The 19,213-nt window shown below is 40.1% G+C and carries 13 protein-coding genes and 1 tRNA gene; 9 read left to right on the forward strand and 5 right to left on the reverse strand.

Features of this window, described 5'->3' with window-relative positions; translation table 11 throughout:
- Positions 1-1,386: 1,386 nt before the first annotated feature.
- The 8 genes from ACP14V_RS04540 (at position 1,387) to ACP14V_RS04575 (ending at position 14,197) form a co-directional block, all read left to right on the forward strand.
- Positions 1,387-1,920: an RNA polymerase sigma factor gene (locus ACP14V_RS04540; protein WP_272609524.1), complete on the forward strand. Its 534-nt coding sequence runs from the start codon at positions 1,387-1,389 to the stop codon at positions 1,918-1,920.
- A 169-nt stretch (positions 1,921-2,089) separates the two neighbouring features.
- Positions 2,090-3,280, forward strand: coding sequence for a FecR family protein (locus ACP14V_RS04545; protein WP_272609525.1), 1,191 nt, complete (start codon positions 2,090-2,092; stop codon positions 3,278-3,280).
- 133 nt (positions 3,281-3,413) lie between these two features.
- Positions 3,414-6,833, forward strand: a complete 3,420-nt coding sequence (locus ACP14V_RS04550; RefSeq protein ID WP_272609526.1) for a SusC/RagA family TonB-linked outer membrane protein — start codon at positions 3,414-3,416, stop codon at positions 6,831-6,833.
- Between the two features lie 15 nt (positions 6,834-6,848).
- On the forward strand, positions 6,849-8,639 hold the full coding sequence (locus tag ACP14V_RS04555) for a RagB/SusD family nutrient uptake outer membrane protein (RefSeq protein ID WP_272609527.1): 1,791 nt from the start codon (positions 6,849-6,851) through the stop codon (positions 8,637-8,639).
- 91 nt (positions 8,640-8,730) lie between these two features.
- Positions 8,731-10,842, forward strand: a complete 2,112-nt coding sequence (locus ACP14V_RS04560) for a Sip1-related alpha-galactosidase (protein ID WP_272609528.1) — start codon at positions 8,731-8,733, stop codon at positions 10,840-10,842.
- Positions 10,842-11,681, forward strand: coding sequence for a sialate O-acetylesterase (locus ACP14V_RS04565; RefSeq protein ID WP_272609529.1), 840 nt, complete (start codon positions 10,842-10,844; stop codon positions 11,679-11,681). Before ACP14V_RS04560 ends, ACP14V_RS04565 begins: the two co-directional genes overlap by 1 nt.
- A gap of 49 nt (positions 11,682-11,730) precedes the next feature.
- Entirely contained in the window at positions 11,731-12,579 is an 849-nt protein-coding gene (locus ACP14V_RS04570; RefSeq protein WP_272609531.1) for a 3-keto-disaccharide hydrolase, read from the forward strand.
- A gap of 76 nt (positions 12,580-12,655) precedes the next feature.
- The gene (locus ACP14V_RS04575) at positions 12,656-14,197 is read left to right on the forward strand and encodes a sulfatase family protein (protein WP_272609532.1); all 1,542 of its coding nucleotides are present in this window, start codon (positions 12,656-12,658) and stop codon (positions 14,195-14,197) included.
- 294 nt (positions 14,198-14,491) lie between these two features.
- Here the strand turns inward: ACP14V_RS04575 and ACP14V_RS04580 are convergent, their stop codons facing one another.
- The 3 genes from ACP14V_RS04580 to ACP14V_RS04590 form a co-directional block, all read right to left on the reverse strand.
- Positions 14,492-15,727, reverse strand: coding sequence for a site-specific integrase (locus ACP14V_RS04580; RefSeq protein ID WP_272609533.1), 1,236 nt, complete (start codon positions 15,725-15,727; stop codon positions 14,492-14,494).
- Positions 15,728-15,950: 223 nt separating this feature from the next.
- Positions 15,951-16,024, reverse strand: a tRNA-Arg gene (locus ACP14V_RS04585).
- Positions 16,002-16,259 (reverse strand): GIY-YIG nuclease family protein, encoded by a 258-nt coding sequence (locus ACP14V_RS04590; RefSeq protein WP_424987903.1) that lies wholly within the window; start codon positions 16,257-16,259, stop codon positions 16,002-16,004. The genes ACP14V_RS04585 and ACP14V_RS04590 overlap by 23 nt, the downstream gene beginning before the upstream one ends.
- Positions 16,260-16,386: 127 nt before the next feature.
- Here ACP14V_RS04590 and ACP14V_RS04595 point away from each other — a divergent pair, with 127 nt between their 5' ends.
- Positions 16,387-16,899, forward strand: coding sequence for an adenine phosphoribosyltransferase (locus ACP14V_RS04595; RefSeq protein ID WP_272609535.1), 513 nt, complete (start codon positions 16,387-16,389; stop codon positions 16,897-16,899).
- On the opposite strand, the gene ACP14V_RS04600 is transcribed toward ACP14V_RS04595, so the two are convergent.
- Together ACP14V_RS04600 and ACP14V_RS04605 are read right to left on the reverse strand one after the other, a co-directional pair.
- Complete coding sequence (locus ACP14V_RS04600; RefSeq protein WP_136565750.1) at positions 16,896-17,039, reverse strand: SsrA-binding protein; 144 nt, start codon at positions 17,037-17,039, stop codon at positions 16,896-16,898. The genes ACP14V_RS04595 and ACP14V_RS04600 overlap by 4 nt on opposite strands.
- A gap of 104 nt (positions 17,040-17,143) precedes the next feature.
- Positions 17,144-18,922, reverse strand: coding sequence for a DUF885 domain-containing protein (locus ACP14V_RS04605; protein WP_409557929.1), 1,779 nt, complete (start codon positions 18,920-18,922; stop codon positions 17,144-17,146).
- Between the last annotated feature and the right edge of the window lie 291 nt (positions 18,923-19,213).

Raw genomic sequence — 19,213 nt, forward strand, 5'->3', positions numbered from 1 at the left:
TCAAACAAGAATAAGCCCATTTTGAAATAATTAGAATCCTGATAAGTCATTGGTCAGTTTTGAAGTCCCGAGTCTTACCTTCAACTTTTTCAATTGGTCTATCGGTTTTTTGTAGTGTTTGGAAAGATAAGTTCAATCAACAGCTCCTAATAAAAAAACTGAATTTATTGTTACTCTATACACCAAAGAAAGGTATTTGGGTTTTCACGCTCGCGTGAAAAAACGAATAGCAAGAGGGTGATGCGCAGATTGCGCCATCACGGTTGTATTCGGGTCTTCAACAAGTTGAAAACCAGTCGATTGAATTGATCTCGGAATACTGTGCAAAATCTGGGGCTACAGTAGACTTTTCCGAAATCTACAGTAAACCCTTTAGGAAGCCCAATAAACACTGGGAATTTTTGAAGAAAAAATTGACGCAATTTGATGAAAAACGAAATTAGACCTATGATAGCCCTTGTGAAGTTATGAACGAATTGAACGGAGACGTAAAGCTTCCAAAATGACCTTTTGCCTTGCTCAGTAAATTAGTTAAGGGTAAGTATTTGGGGCTTGCAGCACTCCACTTCGTTGCGTTTGCCTCTATATAGATTTCTATTTCAAGATTGGGGTTTTTTAGGCACCTTTTTATTAAATTTTCAAAGTAAAACATGCTCACTGGTTTGTTAAAGTTCATTTCTCCGTACTAAATAATTAGTTTACATTCTGAATTTATTTAAACTTTCAGGTTATGGTTTTTGGATATGCAAGGGTAAGTGCCATGGAACAAAGAATAGAGATGTAGGTATTATACAGAACTGTCTGATGGGAATTCTCAACGCACGGTGCCAAATAACAAACATCCTCAATACCATTTTTACTCGATTATTTTAATGCGTTGAAAACAAGGTTAAATAAAATTGGTTTTGGATCTACGGTGATGATGATTATGTCATTTTATGTTTTATGATTTTAGCATAGATTTTTTTAAGATCATATGCATACTTTTCTTCCATATGAAAATCCGATACAGCTTTTAGTTTTTTTTATAAGAATTATACATTTATGGATATGTGGTTTTTCTATTAGTTTTAAGTATTCTGTAATTTTTTATGATAAACAATTAAAATATAATGTAAAATAAAAGATAAAATTTATATTTTTATAATCGTGTAACTAATACACAGAAAATATAAGATCACTCGAAAGTAGGAGAGGCCCGAATAATTACAAAAAGAGTAATTGATAAAATTTTTGGGTTAAAGTGTTCCACAAGGGAGACCCCTCATGGTTCCTGAAGAGTTAAAATATTTGAGTTAGTTGCTTTTAAAGATGGTGCTGGAACAATCTCTTGTTCTGGCGCCATAACAAAAGAGTTTTGTGTGATTTCTTAGTAAGATGAGCTATATGAAAAATCTCGATTCAAAGGAATTTGAAAAATTATACAAAGAGAATTACATCCATTTTTTATTTGCAGCCTTGGCCATTGTAAAAGATAGAGCAATTTCTGAGGATATTGTACAAAGCTTTTTTGAAACGATTTGGAAAAAAAAGGAAACCCTTACCGTGCATAAAAACTTTAGGTCTTATGGCATATCGGCGGTAAGGAAGCTAAGTCTAAAACAGATGACTAAAAAGGAAAAGGAAAGACACATCTTCAGTAAATTGATTCTTGTTTCCAAGGAGTCACATGAGAATGCAAATGTAAATGAATCTCGATTTGAGAAAATGAATCAGATTATTCAGGCTATACCGGAATCAAGAAGGAACATTTTTTTAGACTTTGTTTTAGGAGGCCTTAGCTATAAGGAAATTGCCGAAATGCGCAACATATCCATCAATACCGTAAAGGCTCAAATGAGAAGGACCTATGACTTCCTTAAAAGTGCAGAACTGGATAAAATCTCCATAATTGCACTTTACCTGAGCAACCTTATCTAACGCATACACACCCACCTTTCTGTTTCGCTACTATCAATCGAGCGATTATAATGATTTGATAAAATCACCACCTAATTATTTACAACCTACATCAAAAACGTACAAAAGATTAAAAAAAAATAAATTTTCTGTAGCTATTTTTTAAACATTTAGGAACATATATATAGATATGAAGAAAACGAACACCCTACATATTGCCCTTAGTCAGATTATTGATAAAGGCTCTCTTGATGAAACGACAAAAAATCTCCTAAGTGAAGAGGAAGAGAATTTAGTTGAACAACTCCAGAAAGCTGGGTTGGTGGGTCTGGCATTGCAGATTATTGAAGACACTGACCTAGAAAGTAATTGGGAAACACTGAAGACTAGGTTGAAGATAGAAGAAACCAGTACGGGTAAAGTAAGAACCTTTTCAAAAAAAGACATTTTAAAGTATGCCGCCATATTCATAGGTGGAATTTTAGGGTCTTTTTCAATGTATTGGGTCATATCCAAAAACTCAAACGATAATGAGACATTGAATCTAGGGAAAGACCAGATTATTTTGACCCAAGCGGATGGAAGCAAAAAGATTATTTCAGACGAGCAAACGACGGAAGTTAAAATGTTGGATGGAGAAGGTAATACAATTGGAGTGCAGAAGGGTAAAGTACTGGACTATTCAGCTGTAAAGAATGAACATGTAGGCGAAAAACTGGTTTACAACGAACTAACGGTCCCTTTGGGCAAAAGGTTTGAACTGATTTTTTCGGATGGCACCCATGTTAGTTTAAATTCAGGAACACATATGCGATACCCCATTGCCTTTTCCCAAAAGGGAAGAAGAGATGTCACCATCACTGGAGAAGCATATTTTAAGGTCGAAAAAGACAGTGCCAGACCCTTTGTTGTATCCTTTCAAGATAATCTGAACATTGAGGTTCTGGGAACCCAATTCAATGTTTCCACCTATACTGAAGGTGTTGATGTTGAAACGGTTTTGGTCGAAGGTTCAGTGGCCATTTATGAAAATGGACGGCCACAGGAAAAACAACTCTTGACACCTGGTCATAAAGCAGAATGGCATAAGGAAAATGGTAATATTTCCATTTCTCCAGCTAACATTAGGCTTTACACAGGATGGTTGAACGGTGAATTGATTTTTAGGAATGCAGGATTGGAATCCATTATTACAAAATTGGAACGCTCATATGATGTGACCATTCACTGTAACCTACAAGAATTTTCAGATAAGCGGTATGATGCCAGTTTTCAAGTGGATTTGGAAAACATTGAAGAAGTGATGCATCACCTGTCAAGAGTGGCTCCCATTGATTACAATATACAAGGAAAGGAAATTTTCATTGACAAACGGCAATAAGATATTGAAACCAAACTATAACTAAAACGAAACGCTTATGAACAACTGACATAAAAAAACCGGAAAATAGTTCCAGTATTTCCCGGTTAGAAATGGATTAAACGCAATTAACATTTAAAACCAAACCAAAAGTATGGAAAATAAACATAAAAAGCCATTGCTCAAACGGCTATGGTGTATTAACTATAACCTCAAAATGAAACTTTCTTTTATACTACTCATAGTTTCGTTTGTAGAGATTCAAGCCACAACCTCCACTTACGCACAGCAGAAACAGTTGACACTGCAAATGGAAAGCGCAAACATTGCCCAAGTGATTGAGGCCATTGAGTCCAAATCTGAATTCAGGTTCTTATTTGATAGGGATGAGGTGGACTTGGATAGAAAGATAAACATTGATGTGAAGGCCAAAAAAATTGGTTACATCCTTCGCATAATGTTCAGTGGATCTAATATCGAATACCATATTGAAGATCGTCAAATTTCCTTGAGTAAAAAAAGACAAGCAAAGGATCCCCCTTCTAGTAGTAATAAGGTACAACAACAAGAATACCTTGTTAATGGAACCATTACGGATAAGGATGCTGTTCCCTTACCGGGGGCCAGCGTAGTAATAGTAGGAACCTCAATGGGAACACAGGCGGATTTTGATGGTAATTTTGAAATAACAGTGCCCCAGGATGCCGTATTGGAAGTCACTTATGTGGGCTTTTTGTCCCAACGCTTTACTATCAGTCAAGATGAAACTTTAGTGGTGCAGATGCAGGAGGATACAGCTGCTCTAGATGAAGTTGTCGTAATAGGATACGGTACCGCTGCCAAGAAAGATTTAACAGGGGCCGTATCTTCTTTTGATAAAAAAGCCGTGGATAGGCAGCCAAGTGCTACCAATGTTTCTGAGCTTATGCGAGGATCATTGCCTGGTTTAAACGTTGGTACCAGTACCAGTGCTTCGGGAAACTCCGACCTATTGGTCAGGGGCGAAACTTCACTTGGAGCCAACACCGCACCATTATTGGTTGTAGACGACGTAATTTTTCAAGGAAGTATTTCCAGCATCAATCCGGCAGATATTGAAAGTGTGAATGTATTAAAAGATGCAAGTGCTGCAGCGGTATATGGGTCTAGAGCTGCCTCAGGGGTAATTATTATAACCACTAAAAAAGGTACCACGGGCAAGCCAATAATAAATCTGCGAAGTTCAGCAGGGTTTGCACACGCAGGATCGGTAGAGGAAGTTTATGGTCCGGACGACTTTTTGGGCTATAAAGGCGCTGTATTCGGTCAGGTTGTCCCTAGGGAAACCGGATATTATAGTGACCCCAATAATCTTCCATCCGGCGTTTCATTGAACGATTGGTTGGAATACGACGGTCTGGGAGGAACTGCCACTAACCCCTCTGACATATGGTATGATAGATTGGAGTTGAGCGATGTTGAAAAGGAGAACATCAAGACTGGAAATTCGCTGGACTGGAGAGATCTCATTTTTCAAACAGGTCTTCGGTTGAACAATACCATTAGTGTTTCTGGGAAAACCGATAACGTAAGTTACTATGGATCTTTAGGTCATGTAAAGAATGAAGGCATCATGCTTTTTGAGGAAAGTGAATCGTTAAGAGGGAGAATGAATCTGGAGACCAAAATCAGCAATGCACTTTCGGTTGGGCTTAATATGCAGACACTTTTCTTAAAAGAACCCGTTAATTTGCCTAATCGTTTGCAGAGTTATCAATATCAAAGCCCCTTTGGCAACTTGTTTTATGATGATGGAGAATACAAGCATTTACCCTATGATGATACCTTGGCGTCCAATCCTTATTTATGGACATACCAAGACAATCTCTATAGACAGCGCGAGTATTTTACAAACCTCTATGCTAAATTAAAATTACCTTTTGGGTTCTCTTACCGAATCAACTGGTCAAATCGTTCCAATTTTATTCAGGATTACCGATTTAGACCTGTTATTGCAACATTGGGAGATGGAGGTGACCAAGGATCTAGACGAGATATTTTCGAGAATCGATGGATGGTGGATAACATTATCAATTGGAATAAAAGTTTTGGTGCACATAACTTCGACCTAACGTTATTGTATAATATTGAAGAGGCCAAAACCTATGAGAGTTTTCAATCCAATTCAGAATTTAGCCCCAACGACAATCTTTCCTATCACAATTTGGGAATTGGGTCAAATCCAATTATCAATGCTGATGACACTCGTTCTTCGGGGGATGCCATGATGGCCAGGTTGGCGTATAATTTTTTCAATCGATATTATTTGACTGCAACCGTTAGAAGGGACGGTTATTCAGCTTTCGGCACCAACAATCCCTATGCTACATTTCCTGCATTATCAGTTAGTTGGAGACTTTCTGACGAAGGTTTTTTGGAGAACGCCGATTTTATAAACAACCTAAGATTAAGGCTCTCTTGGGGTAGAAATGGGAACAGGGATATAGGAATATATTCGGCTTTGTCCAGATTGCAGGGAACCAATTACATCTATGACCAATCAACCGTGGTGGGCATCAATGCTACCGATCTCTCCAACCTCGGTTTAAAATGGGAAACCACCGAGTCATATAACGCTGGGCTGGATTTTAGTTTATTTGGTTCGCGTGTAACAGGAGCCATAGAATACTATACCAGTGTAACCAATGATTTATTGCTTCAAAGATCTTTGCCAATAATTACAGGATATGGAGACGTGTTTGCCAACTTAGGTGAAGTGGAAAACAAAGGATTTGAACTCTCATTGAACACGGTAAACATAGATAATGATAATTTTTCATGGAGTTCAAGCTTCATATTATCCCATAACCGTAACAGAATAAACCACCTTTATGGGGATATGGTCGATGTACTGGATGACCAGGGCAATGTTATTGGACAACGAGAGGAAGATGACATAGCGAACGATTGGTACATAGGGCATGCCATTGATGAGATATTTGATTATAAAATCACAGGAATCTGGCAGTTAGGGGAAGAGGATGAAGCTGCTGTTTACGGTCGTGTGCCCGGAGATGTAAAACTTTTGGATGTCAATGACGATGGCATTGTCGATTTTGATGATCAGGTTTTTCAAGGTAATAGAAGGCCTAAGTATAGGGCAAGCATGAGAAATGATTTTACCTACAAGAATTTTGATTTTTCATTCTTTGCAAATGCCTTGTTAGGGCATAAAGGGTCAAATAATGAACACTTCAATTTTAGGATTCAGCAACAAAGACTCAATAAGATAAAAACACCATTTTGGACACCAGATAATCCCACAAACGAATGGGCAAGATTGGATTCAAAGAATTCTTCGCCAGAAACGAATTGGTATGATGATAAATCATTTATCAGAATCCAAAACGTCACCTTGGGCTATAATTTTCCAAGAACACTTACTGAAAAGCTCAAAATTCAATCTTTGAGGTTATATGCAAATGTCCAAAACTTTCAGGCATTTACACTTGGTGGTTGGGACTACGGATGGGATGTTGAAACTGGAAGACCAACGCCGCTGATAACCGCATTTGGTTTTGATTTAAGTTTTTAATTAAAAATGTACAAAATGAAAAAATATAAATATCTTTTTATCATAACCGCACTTTTGGTATTTAGCTGTTCAAAGGAACGGCTGGAACCTGAACCCTTATCATTCTTTTCACCTGAAAATACCCTTGATAACAGGGCTGGTATAGAATCGGTAATCGTTAATATGAACAGCCGATTTAGGGAGGAATACGCTCAAACAGATGCTCATTACTTGATGTCTGAATGGAATTTTTCAGATTTTGCGGTAAATGGGGCACCTCCTGCAAACCAACCCCATAACTTAGAACTTCAGATGACGCCCAATTCTACTGAAGATGAAGCAACAAGACAGTATTGGGGACTTGCATGGCAGGCCATAAAGGACGCAAATTTGATTATCAATAGGGTAGATGATATTGATGAGCCCGATGAAGTTAAGAATGAACTACGGGCCAAAGGTTATTTTGGAAGAGCATTTTGGTACTATAGATTGGTGCACCAATTTGGCGATGTGCCTTTGGTTTTGGAGGAAATTAATGCTCCTAGACTTGATTTCTATTCCCATTCCAGGGAATCTATTCTTCAAAAAATTACTGAGGATTTGGAATTTGCAGTGCAATGGTTACCAGATTTTGCCCAACCTGGGGATATTAATAAAGCTGCAGGTTCTTTCTTATTGACAAAATGCTATCTCTCGTTACGAAGGTTCAATGATGCTATTACTGAAGCTTCAAAAGTTATTGATGGGGGGCAATACGCTTTGATGACGGAGCGATTTGGAACCACTGAGGAAGAATTTTTAAGCTATTCGTTTTTAGATCCAAACGGATTTGATGTACTGTGGGATTTGCATCAGAAAAATAACAAAAGCATTCCCGAAAATACTGAGGCCATTCTAGTGGTACAAGATGGATTTTTGGTAACTGGAAATAGTGACAATGGTGGAGCTGCCAAGATGCGGGACTGGGTTCCAGTATGGTGGCAGGCCAGAGATCCAGATGGTACACGCGCTTGTACCGATCTCGATTTTGGGACAGGGTTTCGAATGATTGAACAACTGGGGCGCGGAGTTGGTAGAATGGTGCCTTCTTTTGAGTTCAGGGATTTGAGAAATGAAGACCCCAATGATTTGCGGTACTCTCAAAACAATTATTTTGGGATGGAACGCTATGTCTATAACGATCCAAATTCAGCCTTTTTTGGACAACCGTTCGATCCAAGTTCGGTTACTGATATTCGTCAATGGTACCCAATAGCGTACAACAAAATGGTTTATATAGACGAGACAGGGACCACTACACCGGCAAGGGCAAACAGTGACGAATATGTTTTTAGATTGGCAGAGCTCTATTTGTTGAGGGCCGAAGCTCACTGGTGGAATGGGAATGTGGCAAGTGCCACCGCTGATGTCAATGTAGTTAGGTCCAGGGCCCAAGCCACACCGGCTGCCAATGTTGACATCGATTATATTTTTGATGAAAGAGCCAGAGAATTATATAGGGAAACCCCACGAAAGACTGAACTTACCCGTGTTGCCTATATAATGGCCCAACTGGGATTGAATGGCTACTCAATAGATAACATGCATGAAAATAATTGGTATTATGATCGGGTGATCAGTCACAATAATTTCTACAGGGATGAGATATTCCAAGGTCCAAACCCCTATAGAATATTACCGTATCATGTGTACTGGCCCATAAAGGAAAATGAAATTAGGGCCAATTCCTTGGGACACATAAACCAGGCCATGGGGTATCCAGGTTCCGAAACAAACATTCCACCACTAACAGATCCAAATCAAACAAAACCAGAAGGGGTGGATTAAGATTTTGCACAATGTATAAAGCACGCCCTAACCTAACGGGCGTGTTTTTTTGCTCATTTTTTATAATGACTCAGGTCAAATAAAATTCAATATGAAACTGAAAGTTACAGTACAAAAATTGTACACCATACTTTTAATGGTTCTTGCTTTGGCATCTTGTGCTGAAAAAAAGCAAAAGGATAATTCTTTGGGCAAAAGCATTGACTTGGCTCATGGAGAAGAAGAAAATGTTATTGTGCTTGAGGCTCCTGAACCATTGGATGTGCCGTCGAAACGGCAAATCATTTTGCCCGAATTCGAGGCTTTTTGTCATGTGGCCGCAGACGCAGACCATTTTAGATGGATTGGGGCCAGCAACCGCATGTTCCCTTGGGTAGGGGGCAATAACCTTACCTCGATTTTCGAAAAAAAAGACCCTGTACCTCCAAGGATTCCCGCCCCCAACCGACGGGCATTGACCATGGTGTTCCAGTTGGCGAATGGGAACTACCTGACACTGCTCCCGCTCTCTGGAGAGGCCAGTACAAGTTGGTTGGAGGTTACGGAAGACGGTAAACTGACCTTGGATTATGGCTCTTTGGGAACCAGACCCGTCCCAGAAAATAGGAATGTGCCCTTGTTGGCATGGTATGAATCGGAAAATGTGTACGAATCCATTGCAAAAGTCTGGGAATTGGCAATAAATCACGAGGCTGTCGGAGCTACGGCAAGTCTACGGTCTTTAAAGAAATATCCAGAGCCGCTGACGTATCTGGGCTGGTGTACTTGGGAACAGTACAAAAAGAACATAAATGAGTCTACCTTGGTAGGTGCTATTGATGATATTGAGAAATCAGATGTGCCGGTTCGATGGTTTTTGATCGATGATGGTCATCAAGATGATGATGATAAAATGCTTCTATCGTTTACGCCTAACCGGGATAAGTTTCCTCATGGCTGGGACCCAATAATTTCCCGAAAAAGTGATGATGGGATTAAATGGATGGGTATTTGGCATGGCTTTTTATCACATTGGAATGGGGTGCACGTGGACCACACCATGGACGAGCTTTCACCATTCCTTATGCAAAATCCCAATAGGGAAGATGGCCTATTGCCCAAAGATGATATGGAGTCAAGCCAAGCGTTTTATGACTACATGGTATCCACCCTTAAAAAGCAGGGGTTTGATTTTATGAAGACTGACAACGTTTCCCGGTCCACTATGGAATACTACGGAAGTGAAAATGCAGCCAGTGCGCACAGGGAAAATGTATTGGCGTTGGAAGAAGCTTGCCTGGAAGAAGGAATTGGTTTGATGAACTGCAGTGCCCAGAACATCATAGATATGCTCAATACCGGTAATAGTGCTACGATGCGGACGAGTCCTGATTACATCAAAAACGATTTGGAAACTTCCAAGTCCCAAATTTTACAATCGGTTTTTAATGTATTGTGGCTGGGCCAAACCTTATGGCCCGATCATGACATGTTCCATTCATCCGATAGCCAAGTTGGAGAGACAATGTCCGTCACCAAAGCATTGTCAGGAGGCCCCATTTACTTATCGGATGACCCCTCTGAGTTTGAGCCAAGGGTAATCAATCCATTGTGCTATACCAATGGTAAGTTGATTCGGCCAGAGGCACCCGGGGTTCCCCTGCCCGAATCTATTTTTAATGATGCGCTGTATGAGCCCAATGCGGCATACAAGACAATAGCTCCCTTAAAGAACAAATCTTGTGCAATTGTTGCCTATAATCTAAGTATCGTTACCGATGGGTCGTTGAAAGGAACCATTACTCCTCAAGATTATACCCAGGCATCGGCCATGACACAACCCTTTCCAGGATTTTGGGAGCTACCTGAAGAGGGATTGATCCTTTACGATTGGGGAGAACAAAAAGGTCAACTTCTTGTTGATGAGGGAGTTGATTTTGAAATTGATGGATTTGGTCATAAATTGTTTCTTATCAGTCCCATCAATAATGGATGGTCGGTAATCGGTAGAAATGACAAATACTTAAGTCCTTCCACTGTTGAGATTGTTCAATCGTCCCAAGAGGAACTGGTAATTGAGATGGAGGAACCTGGCAGCATTATGTTGTACTCGGCCAAGCAACCGATTAGCAGTAGTGAGTTCAATTTTAAGAGCATGGGAGATGGTTTTTATTATGGACAATATACCGGTTCAGGCAATGATCAAATTATAATTTCCCGGTAATGAAAAAAAGGAGAATCAAATACCGGTGGCCGTTTCTCATGTTGATTTTGGTGGTGACCCTATCTTGTAAATCAGAACAGGATGAACCCGAGGATACGGATGCAAAAGAGACTGAATTGGGAAACCCTAATATTTGGGTGTTTCTGATGGCCGGTCAGTCCAATATGGCAGGTAGGGGAATAATTGAACAGGAAGACCAAGTTGCCAACAAACGAATCATTACCATAAACAGCAAGAATCAATGGGTAGCGGCAAAGGAACCCTTACATTTTTATGAGCCTGATGCCGCAGGATTGGATTGCGGTATGAGCTTTGCCCAAGAGCTATTGACCAAAGTACCGGATTCGGTCACGATTGCCTTGGTGCCATGTGCTGTGGGAGGTAGTTCTGTTTTTCAATGGCAGAACGATGAAGATCATCGAGGGGTCAGTCTATTGTCCAATTTGAATCAAAAGGTGGCTTTGGCCAAAAAGAAAGGTGTTATCAAAGGGATATTGTGGCATCAGGGAGAAAGCAATGCCAATGCTGAGGATTTGCCCCGTTATTCAGATGCGCTGCTCAGCTTGTTCATAAAGTTTAGAACTATGGTTCAAAATGAGGATATCCCCATTGTCATGGGTGAATTGGGAAGGTTTGCTGAACCAGAGGAGAAAGCGGCATACTTTAATGACGTCAATACTACACTAGGGACGATTGCAGAAGAGGATAATCGCCTGTTTCTTGTTTCTTCCGAAGGATTGGATCATAAAGGGGACCATCTTCATTTTAACTCTGCCGCACAAAGGAAGCTGGGCAAGAAATATGCTCAAATCATGATTCAGCAATTGATCATGGAATAAAGGAATGAAACCTCATAAAATGACGGGAACAAACTTCATCCGAAATTCGATGAATAGAGCACTCACAATACTGGGCATGCTTGCAGCGCCTTTTGTATGGTCGCAGAGCACAACAATCGAATCAGGGTCCAAGGAACTTTTTAACGGTAAAGATCTCACTGGATGGTACACCTATCAACGAAGACCCGAACCGACCTCTAAAGTGGCGGGGCTTAAAATGGAAAATGGGAACTATGTGGAACCCATTGGATTGAACAAAGACCCACTCGGAGTGTTCTCTGTAACAGAAATGGATGGTGGGAAAGTTATCCGAATTTCTGGCGAGACATTTGGGATATTGGTAACTGATGAAGCCTATGAAAATTATCATCTAACCCTACAGTTTAAATGGGGTGAAGAGAGATATCCCCCCCGACAGGATAGCAAACGGGACAGTGGCATTCTCTACCATTCTTTTGGAAAAGAAGCTGCCCGTGGAGGTGTTTGGATGAGTTCTGTGGAATGTCAGATTCAGGAAGGTGATACGGGAGATTTATGGTGTGTACAGGCTACTACAGCCCAAGTAAACGTGGAGACTGATGATAATGGAAAATTCAAGTATAATGCATCCGGACCACTACAGAAGTTTGACTGGAGAGGTTCGAGGTACTGCCAACGATCATCAGACTATGAAAAACCGAACGGCGAATGGAATACAGTGGATATTTATGCCTTTGGAGATGAAAGCATCCACGTAGTGAATGGAAAAAAAATTATGCACCTGAAAAACATAAAATTTGTTGAGGACGATAAATCCGAGCGATTGACAAAGGGAAAGATTCAGTTACAATCAGAAGGAGCTGAGATTTTCTACAGAAATATTCGAATCAGACCAATACATAAAATGCCAGATTTATAATTAAACCGACCCGTTTAGCCCACGGGCGGCACTATAGAAAAGACACATGTTAACCTTGTAATGCACTGATTTTATAATGAAAAAGACAATACATAGCATCCTTTTTTTGTTGAGCATAACTTTTTGTGGAGTTAGTTGTTCATCAAAACCATCAAAAATTGACAAAAAAGAAAGTCAAAAAACACCAACCAATATTATCTTGTTGATGGGTGATGACCATGGATGGGAAGAGGCGGGCTACAATCAACACCCTTATATCAAAACACCAGTATTGGATGATATGGCAGAAAAAGGGTTGGTATTGAACCGGTTTTATTCCGCGCATCCATCATGTTCGCCCACGCGAGGCAGTATCATAACGGGGCGTCATCCTAACAGGTATGGGGTTTACACCCCAGGATGGTCCATAAGACCAGAGGAAATCTCCATTGCACAGTTACTCAAAGATGTAGGATATACAACGGCACATTTTGGCAAGTGGCATTTGGGGCCTGTCAAGGAAGGTTCCCCCACCAATCCGGGTGCAATGGGATTTGATACTTGGATATCGCACGACAATTTCTTTGAGATAGATCCGTTGCTTTCCAGAAATGGGGCGCCTCCTGTTCAAATAAAAGGTGAAGGCTCCGAAGTCATCATTGATGAAACCATCGCCTTTATAGATAAAGCCAAACAAGATAAAAAACCATTTTTTTCAGTAGTATGGTTTGGCTCTCCCCATGAGCCCTATGAAGCATTGCCCGAAGATTTGGCACTCTATAAAGATTTGCCAGATAGTTTGGGTAACAAGTATACCCGTATTACCTCTTTAAAAACGGGAGAACAGGTGAGAAGACCATTGGATTCTGTGCTTCCTGAACGTTATGCAGAAATAACGGCCATGGATCGCGCAATAGGCAAGTTAAGGACATATCTGGAAAGCGAAGGTATTAAAGAAAATACACTTATTTGGTATTGTGGTGATAACGGAATCCCGCCCAGCGGATTGTACAATTCCCGACTGAAAGGTCTAAAAGGAACCGTTTATGAGGGTGGAACAAAAGTACCCGGTATCATAGAATGGCCGCAAAAAATAAAAAAATCAAGAGTGTCTGAGGTTAATGCGGTTACCACTGATATTTTCTCGACCGTTTGTGAGGTAGCTGGTGCAAAACTACCCAAAAGGCCATTGGATGGTATTAGTCTTTTACCGGTCATTCGAGGAGAAGCAAAAGAGCGTTTAATTCCTATCCAATTTTGGAACTTTGATATAGGACATTTGAAGGACAATGATCCATATATTGATCCCGAATTGCAGGAAGGGACCACCCCTTTGGCAAAAATTTCTGAGGGTAAGTTTACACGATCTTTTAAGAATTTCCATCATCCTGAAGTTGATGAAAAGGATTATTTGGGAGATCGCTCCATTCTCAATAACCAGTACAAATTGGTCATAGATGACCGTAATGGAAATGTTGTCAAGGAGTTGTATAATGTACATGAAGACCCAGGTGAAACCAATAATCTTATTGATGAATATTCAGACATTGCCTTTGATTTGGAACAACAGATGAAAGTGTGGCAAGAATCCGTGCTATTGAGCCTCACAGGACAGGATTATATAAAGAAAGAGGAATAGGAAACCTTTGTGGTGTCTGAATGGGTAATCAGAAAACTATAAAATCAGTTCCAATTGTCTTGAGAAAAAAAATAGTAATCATTAAAACGATACCAATCCCATTTTAATTAAGGGTGGAAAATAGTGAAAACAAATAATCAGAGTTAGTTTAGTTGGCAATTGGCATAATGGTTTACATTATGCCTTTTGTTTTTATTTGTATTCAAGATTCCAGTTAATGGGAATTGTTCTGTTGGTCAAAACTGGGCAAAAAGATTGATTAAAATGAGGGGCGGTTGTTGCCTCCCTCTTTTTTTACACTTCCTTTTTGTCATTGAGCCTTAGCTGTAAGTCGATCATATCCTCGCTCAATTTTTTGTCCAGAACCCTAGCATAGATTTGTGTTGTGGCCAACTTTGTATGCCCCAGTAATTTGGATGCTGTTTCAATGGGAACTCCATTGGATAGGGTAACAGTTGTGGCAAAGGTATGTCGTGCCATATGAAAGGTCAGGTTCTTTTTGATGCCCACCGCATCTGCAATTTCCTTTAAGTATAAGTTGGTTTTTTCATTGGTGATTTTTGGCAAAAGAGTTCCGGAGTGCGTCGTGACAGGGTGGCTTTCATATTTATCCAATATTTTTTGGGCAGGCTCCAAAAGGGGAACCCTCACTGAAGTTTTGGTCTTCAATCTTTTTGTGGCTATCCAATTTTTACCGTCCATTCCGATGATAAGATTGTTTTTTGTCAGGCCCATAATATCAGAGTAGCTTATACCAGTATAGCAACTGAAAACAAAAAGATCTCTTACACGATCCAATCGGTCGATTGGGAAAAGGTAGGTTTCCAGATTGTTCAGTTCATTCTGGCTAAGAAATTCCCGCTGTTTCTGTTCAAATGTAGGTTTCCAACGTAAAAAAGGATCTTTGTCCATCCACTCCAGCTGGTATGCGAGATTGACTATTTTACGAAGTCGTTGCAGGTGTTTCATGACGGTGTTGTGGCTCATTGCCTTGGGATGACCCTTTGGATAATAATTAACTAAAAACATTTCAAGATCTGAAATGAACTTGTAGTTAAGCTGACATAGATAAACATCAGTTGTTTTGAGATTTTTTTTCAGAAATCTGTTAATGTAATTCTCGGTGATTCCAAAATTTCGAATGGTGCCTGGAGCCAAAGTGTTTTCAATTTTTCTATTATGGTACTCTAGTAATTCTAAAAGAGTCTTGGAACTGATATTTTCACCGTGATAAAGTGATTTGACTAATTGTGGTGTTATCAGTTCTCCCTTGTATTTTAGATCTTGGTAAATACCTAATAATCTAGCTTGAACAAGGTTTAGATATCGATTGATTTCTTTTGACTCTTTTGTTTTTCCTTTGACCTTTTTGTTTTGGTTATCCCATAGGTCAATATTTATTTTTCTCTTGACACCAATATTGGCTCTTTTCCCATTTGCGGTCACTCTTACGAAGATTTCCGCTTTCTTATTAATAGCTCGTGATTTGTTGATCCAGAATAGGATTGAAAAGGTGTGTGATGTTTTCATAGTTGTCATCTTAGGATTAAACGTTAAGACGAAAGTCAAATCAACTATGTGTCAGTGTTTTAGAGCTCCATTCGGTCAACAGTGTTGACGATTTGATTTTGTTGACCGATTTGTCACCGAATGATATGAAATCAAATCAAATTAAATGATACCCTAAAAATGCTGAAAACCTTACAGTTATAAGTTCTGTAAGGTTTTCCATTATTTTGGTATTGCTACCCAGTGACCGCGGCAGGATTCAAACCTGCAACCTTCTGAGCCGTAATCAGATGCGCTATTCAGTTGCGCCACGCGGCCTAATATGTAATTTTCTCCATCTTCTTCCAGCAGCCGATTTCAAGTATTTTTCTCTTTTTCGAGCCTCTGCTAAAGTTTCGAAACTTTCTTCATGAACCAACTTCCAAGGAACAAATGGTTTGGTCGATGTGGTTTTTCCTGCGTTGTGTTCCTTCAATCGTCTAGCAATATCCTTGGTGAAACCAACATAATATCGCTCGAATTTAGAACTGTACAGCACATAAACAAAGAACATCAAAATGTCATTTTCGCGCCCCGTCCGAACGTTCCCTTTGGAACGGGCGGGCACGAGGCCTTTTAACAGGGCTGCAAATATATTTCTTTTTACCTTTACTACAAAACCTGTGCTGTCAAAAAAATCTATGGATTTAGCTTCCTACATTCGTGATATAGAAGACTTTCCCAAAGCCGGTGTCATCTTCAAGGACATAACCCCACTTTTAAGTGATCCAAAAGCGCTCAACAAAGCCTGCGATGTGCTTTGCGGTTTTGCAAGCCATATGCATATTGATAAAGTGGTGGGGGTAGACAGTAGAGGGTTCATCTTTGCGCCATTATTGGCCTCGCGTTTAGGAGCTGGATTCGTTCCGGTAAGAAAATCGGGAAAACTGCCCCATACTACCATTTCGGAGTCCTATGAACTGGAGTACGGTTCGGAAATTTTGGAAATCCATACCGATGCCATCAAAAAAGGCGAAAAGGTGTTGGTCCATGATGATGTACTGGCTACGGGAGGAACGGCCAGTGCTGTTTGCAAGCTGATTGAAAAACTTGGTGGAGAAGTGGTGCAATGTAATTTCTTAATAGAGCTTACCTTCTTAAATGGAGCCAAAAAACTAAACGGTTACCAAATAGAAGCTCTTCTGCAATATTAATTCAAAGCGTTTTTGGTAACATAGTACCGCCAGCCTATAATGGCCAATTGTAATTTGGAAGCCTTGGAAAGGTCCAATCCCTTTTTGGTATAGGATGGAAGTATTGCCTTATTGATTTTTGCCAAAATTTTGAAAAGCATGGTGTTAGGTGTTGGTTAAGGCAAATATAACCAAGATATTGGGTTGCCCCTTGTAGAGGGAGAAAAAGAAAAAGGCCAACTTAGTTGGCCTTTTTATGGAATTCTTATTTGTTGGAAGCAATCCAACGGTCAATTTTATCCTCCAATAAAGCCAAGGGAACACAACCAGTCTCCAAAACTTGGTTGTGGAATTGCCCAATATTGAAGGTGTCCCCTAGAGCATCTTCAGCCTTTTTGCGAAGTTCCCTAATTTTCAATTGCCCTATTTTATAGGACAAAGCTTGACCTGGGTTGGCCATGTATCGTTCAATTTCCGAAATGATACTGGCCTCGGATTCAGCTTCATTGTCCAAGGAATATTGAATGGCCTCCTCACGGGTCCACCCTTTTGAATGTAGGCCCGTGTCTACCACAAGACGCACGGCTCGGTGCATTTCAGCTCCCAACATTCCAAAATATTGGTAGGGGTCGGTGTACAGTCCCAATTCTTTGCCCAAAGACTCTGTATAAAGGGCCCATCCCTCGCCATATCCACTATACCAAAGTGTCTTTCTGAACTGGGGAAGCTCTTCATTCTCTTGGGTCAATGAAATTTGGTAATGATGACCTGGAATGGCTTCATGAAGGAAAAGGGACTCATCCGAATAGGTATTGTATTTACTGGCATCGGGGATGGGAACATAAAAAATACCAGGTCGGGTACCGTCCAAGGACCCTTGGTTGTACTCGGCACTTGCCGAATTCTCACGAAATGCCTCGGTGCGTCTTACTTCAAAAGGGGTTTTTGGTTTTTGGTCAAAAAGTTTTTCAATCTGCGGCTTCATGCGCTCATGAATGGCATTGAAGTTGTCAATTACCTGCTGAGGCTCAGTAAATGGCATAAGGTCCTTGTGGTTTCGGACATAGTCGAAGAATGCTTTTAAATCTCCTTCAAAACCAACCTGGGCCTTTACTTTTTCCATTTCGGAACGTATACGGGCCACCTCGCTCAATCCCAATTCGTGGATTTCGGCTGCAGTCATGTTGGTGGTAGTGTATTTTTTAATTTGATGGGCATAATAGGCATCTCCATTAGGTTCGCCTTGTATGCCGCTCGTTTCTCTACCGGCAGCTAGGTAGTCGGTACTCATGAAATTGTATAAGCTTTCGTAGGCTGGAATGATCTTGTTTGTGATCATGTCTTCATACGAAGCAGTTAGCGATGCCTTTTGTTCATCAGTAAAATCTGTCGGCATGTTCTTTATGGGTTGATAAAAAAGATGCTGATCAATATTTTTGATTGTTTGGGATTGAAGTTGGGGAAGTACCTTTACAATCAATGACTTTGGAAGCACATGACCCTTTTCCATACCTTCCTTCATCTTGGTTTCCGTACTGGATAGCCATTCCAAATAGACATCTACCCGTTTCATCCAATTTTCGTAATCTTGGACCGTTTTGAAAGGCTGGGCGCTGGCTCCACTTGCCAGCTGCCCCACAAATAAATTAAGGGACCACATTTGGTCAATAGGGGTAAGATCGGCGTTGAAATTAAATTCTTCCAGATTAATGTTGCACTCCCATAAGAGAATGGCCTTGCTCATTTGCTCACTTTCAGTAAGATTTTCATCCGGGAATTGAGACAGCATTTCTTTATACCCTTCATAATAGGATTTTGATTGTTCCTTGTAGGCATCAGAAAGCGGATTGGCAAATGAATCATCATATCTGTGGTCACCAGCCAAGGTGGCGGCCAATGGATTCAATTTGAGTCCATCCTCATAATAATTGTCCAATACTTTGGAGAACTCATCACTTTGGGAAGGGGCTTCCTCTTTTTTTGCTTCTTGTTTGCAGGACGTCATGGCCAAAAATGCCACGGCTAGAATTGTTACTTTTTTCACTTTTTTTAAGTTGATTTGTTACAGGTGTAAAATAATCAAATCAGTAGAACATAAATGCTAAACTTTTAATAAAAGGGAAATTGTAAGTCAAAAAGATATATTGCATCATATGAAAATTGATTCAATGATGAGGATGAGGAGCATCACAAAAAGTTTCACAATAGTTATCATCGGTAGATGGATTTTGGGTTAAAAAATGGTTGTTTTCTGATTTTGTTTTTTCAATTTAAAATGATAGAAATCATGTCTCCAAGTTTTTGACCAAGAATCTATACAATTGCATACAGGATT

This window comes from Flagellimonas alvinocaridis, assembly GCF_965248585.1.
Lineage (GTDB): Bacteria > Bacteroidota > Bacteroidia > Flavobacteriales > Flavobacteriaceae > Flagellimonas > Flagellimonas alvinocaridis.

Bases quoted from the DNA above. Each gene is read 5' to 3' on its own strand.
- ACP14V_RS04540 (WP_272609524.1), top strand. From the start codon at position 1,387: ATGAAAAATCTCGATTCAAAGGAATTTGAAAAATTATACAAAGAGAAT.
- ACP14V_RS04545 (WP_272609525.1), top strand. From the start codon at position 2,090: ATGAAGAAAACGAACACCCTACATATTGCCCTTAGTCAGATTATTGAT.
- ACP14V_RS04550 (WP_272609526.1), top strand. From the start codon at position 3,414: ATGGAAAATAAACATAAAAAGCCATTGCTCAAACGGCTATGGTGTATT.
- ACP14V_RS04555 (WP_272609527.1), top strand. From the start codon at position 6,849: ATGAAAAAATATAAATATCTTTTTATCATAACCGCACTTTTGGTATTT.
- ACP14V_RS04560 (WP_272609528.1), top strand. From the start codon at position 8,731: ATGAAACTGAAAGTTACAGTACAAAAATTGTACACCATACTTTTAATG.
- ACP14V_RS04565 (WP_272609529.1), top strand. From the start codon at position 10,842: ATGAAAAAAAGGAGAATCAAATACCGGTGGCCGTTTCTCATGTTGATT.
- ACP14V_RS04570 (WP_272609531.1), top strand. From the start codon at position 11,731: ATGAATAGAGCACTCACAATACTGGGCATGCTTGCAGCGCCTTTTGTA.
- ACP14V_RS04575 (WP_272609532.1), top strand. From the start codon at position 12,656: ATGAAAAAGACAATACATAGCATCCTTTTTTTGTTGAGCATAACTTTT.
- ACP14V_RS04580 (WP_272609533.1), bottom strand. From the start codon at position 15,727: ATGAAAACATCACACACCTTTTCAATCCTATTCTGGATCAACAAATCA.
- ACP14V_RS04590 (WP_424987903.1), bottom strand. From the start codon at position 16,259: ATGTTCTTTGTTTATGTGCTGTACAGTTCTAAATTCGAGCGATATTAT.
- ACP14V_RS04595 (WP_272609535.1), top strand. From the start codon at position 16,387: ATGGATTTAGCTTCCTACATTCGTGATATAGAAGACTTTCCCAAAGCC.
- ACP14V_RS04600 (WP_136565750.1), bottom strand. From the start codon at position 17,039: ATGCTTTTCAAAATTTTGGCAAAAATCAATAAGGCAATACTTCCATCC.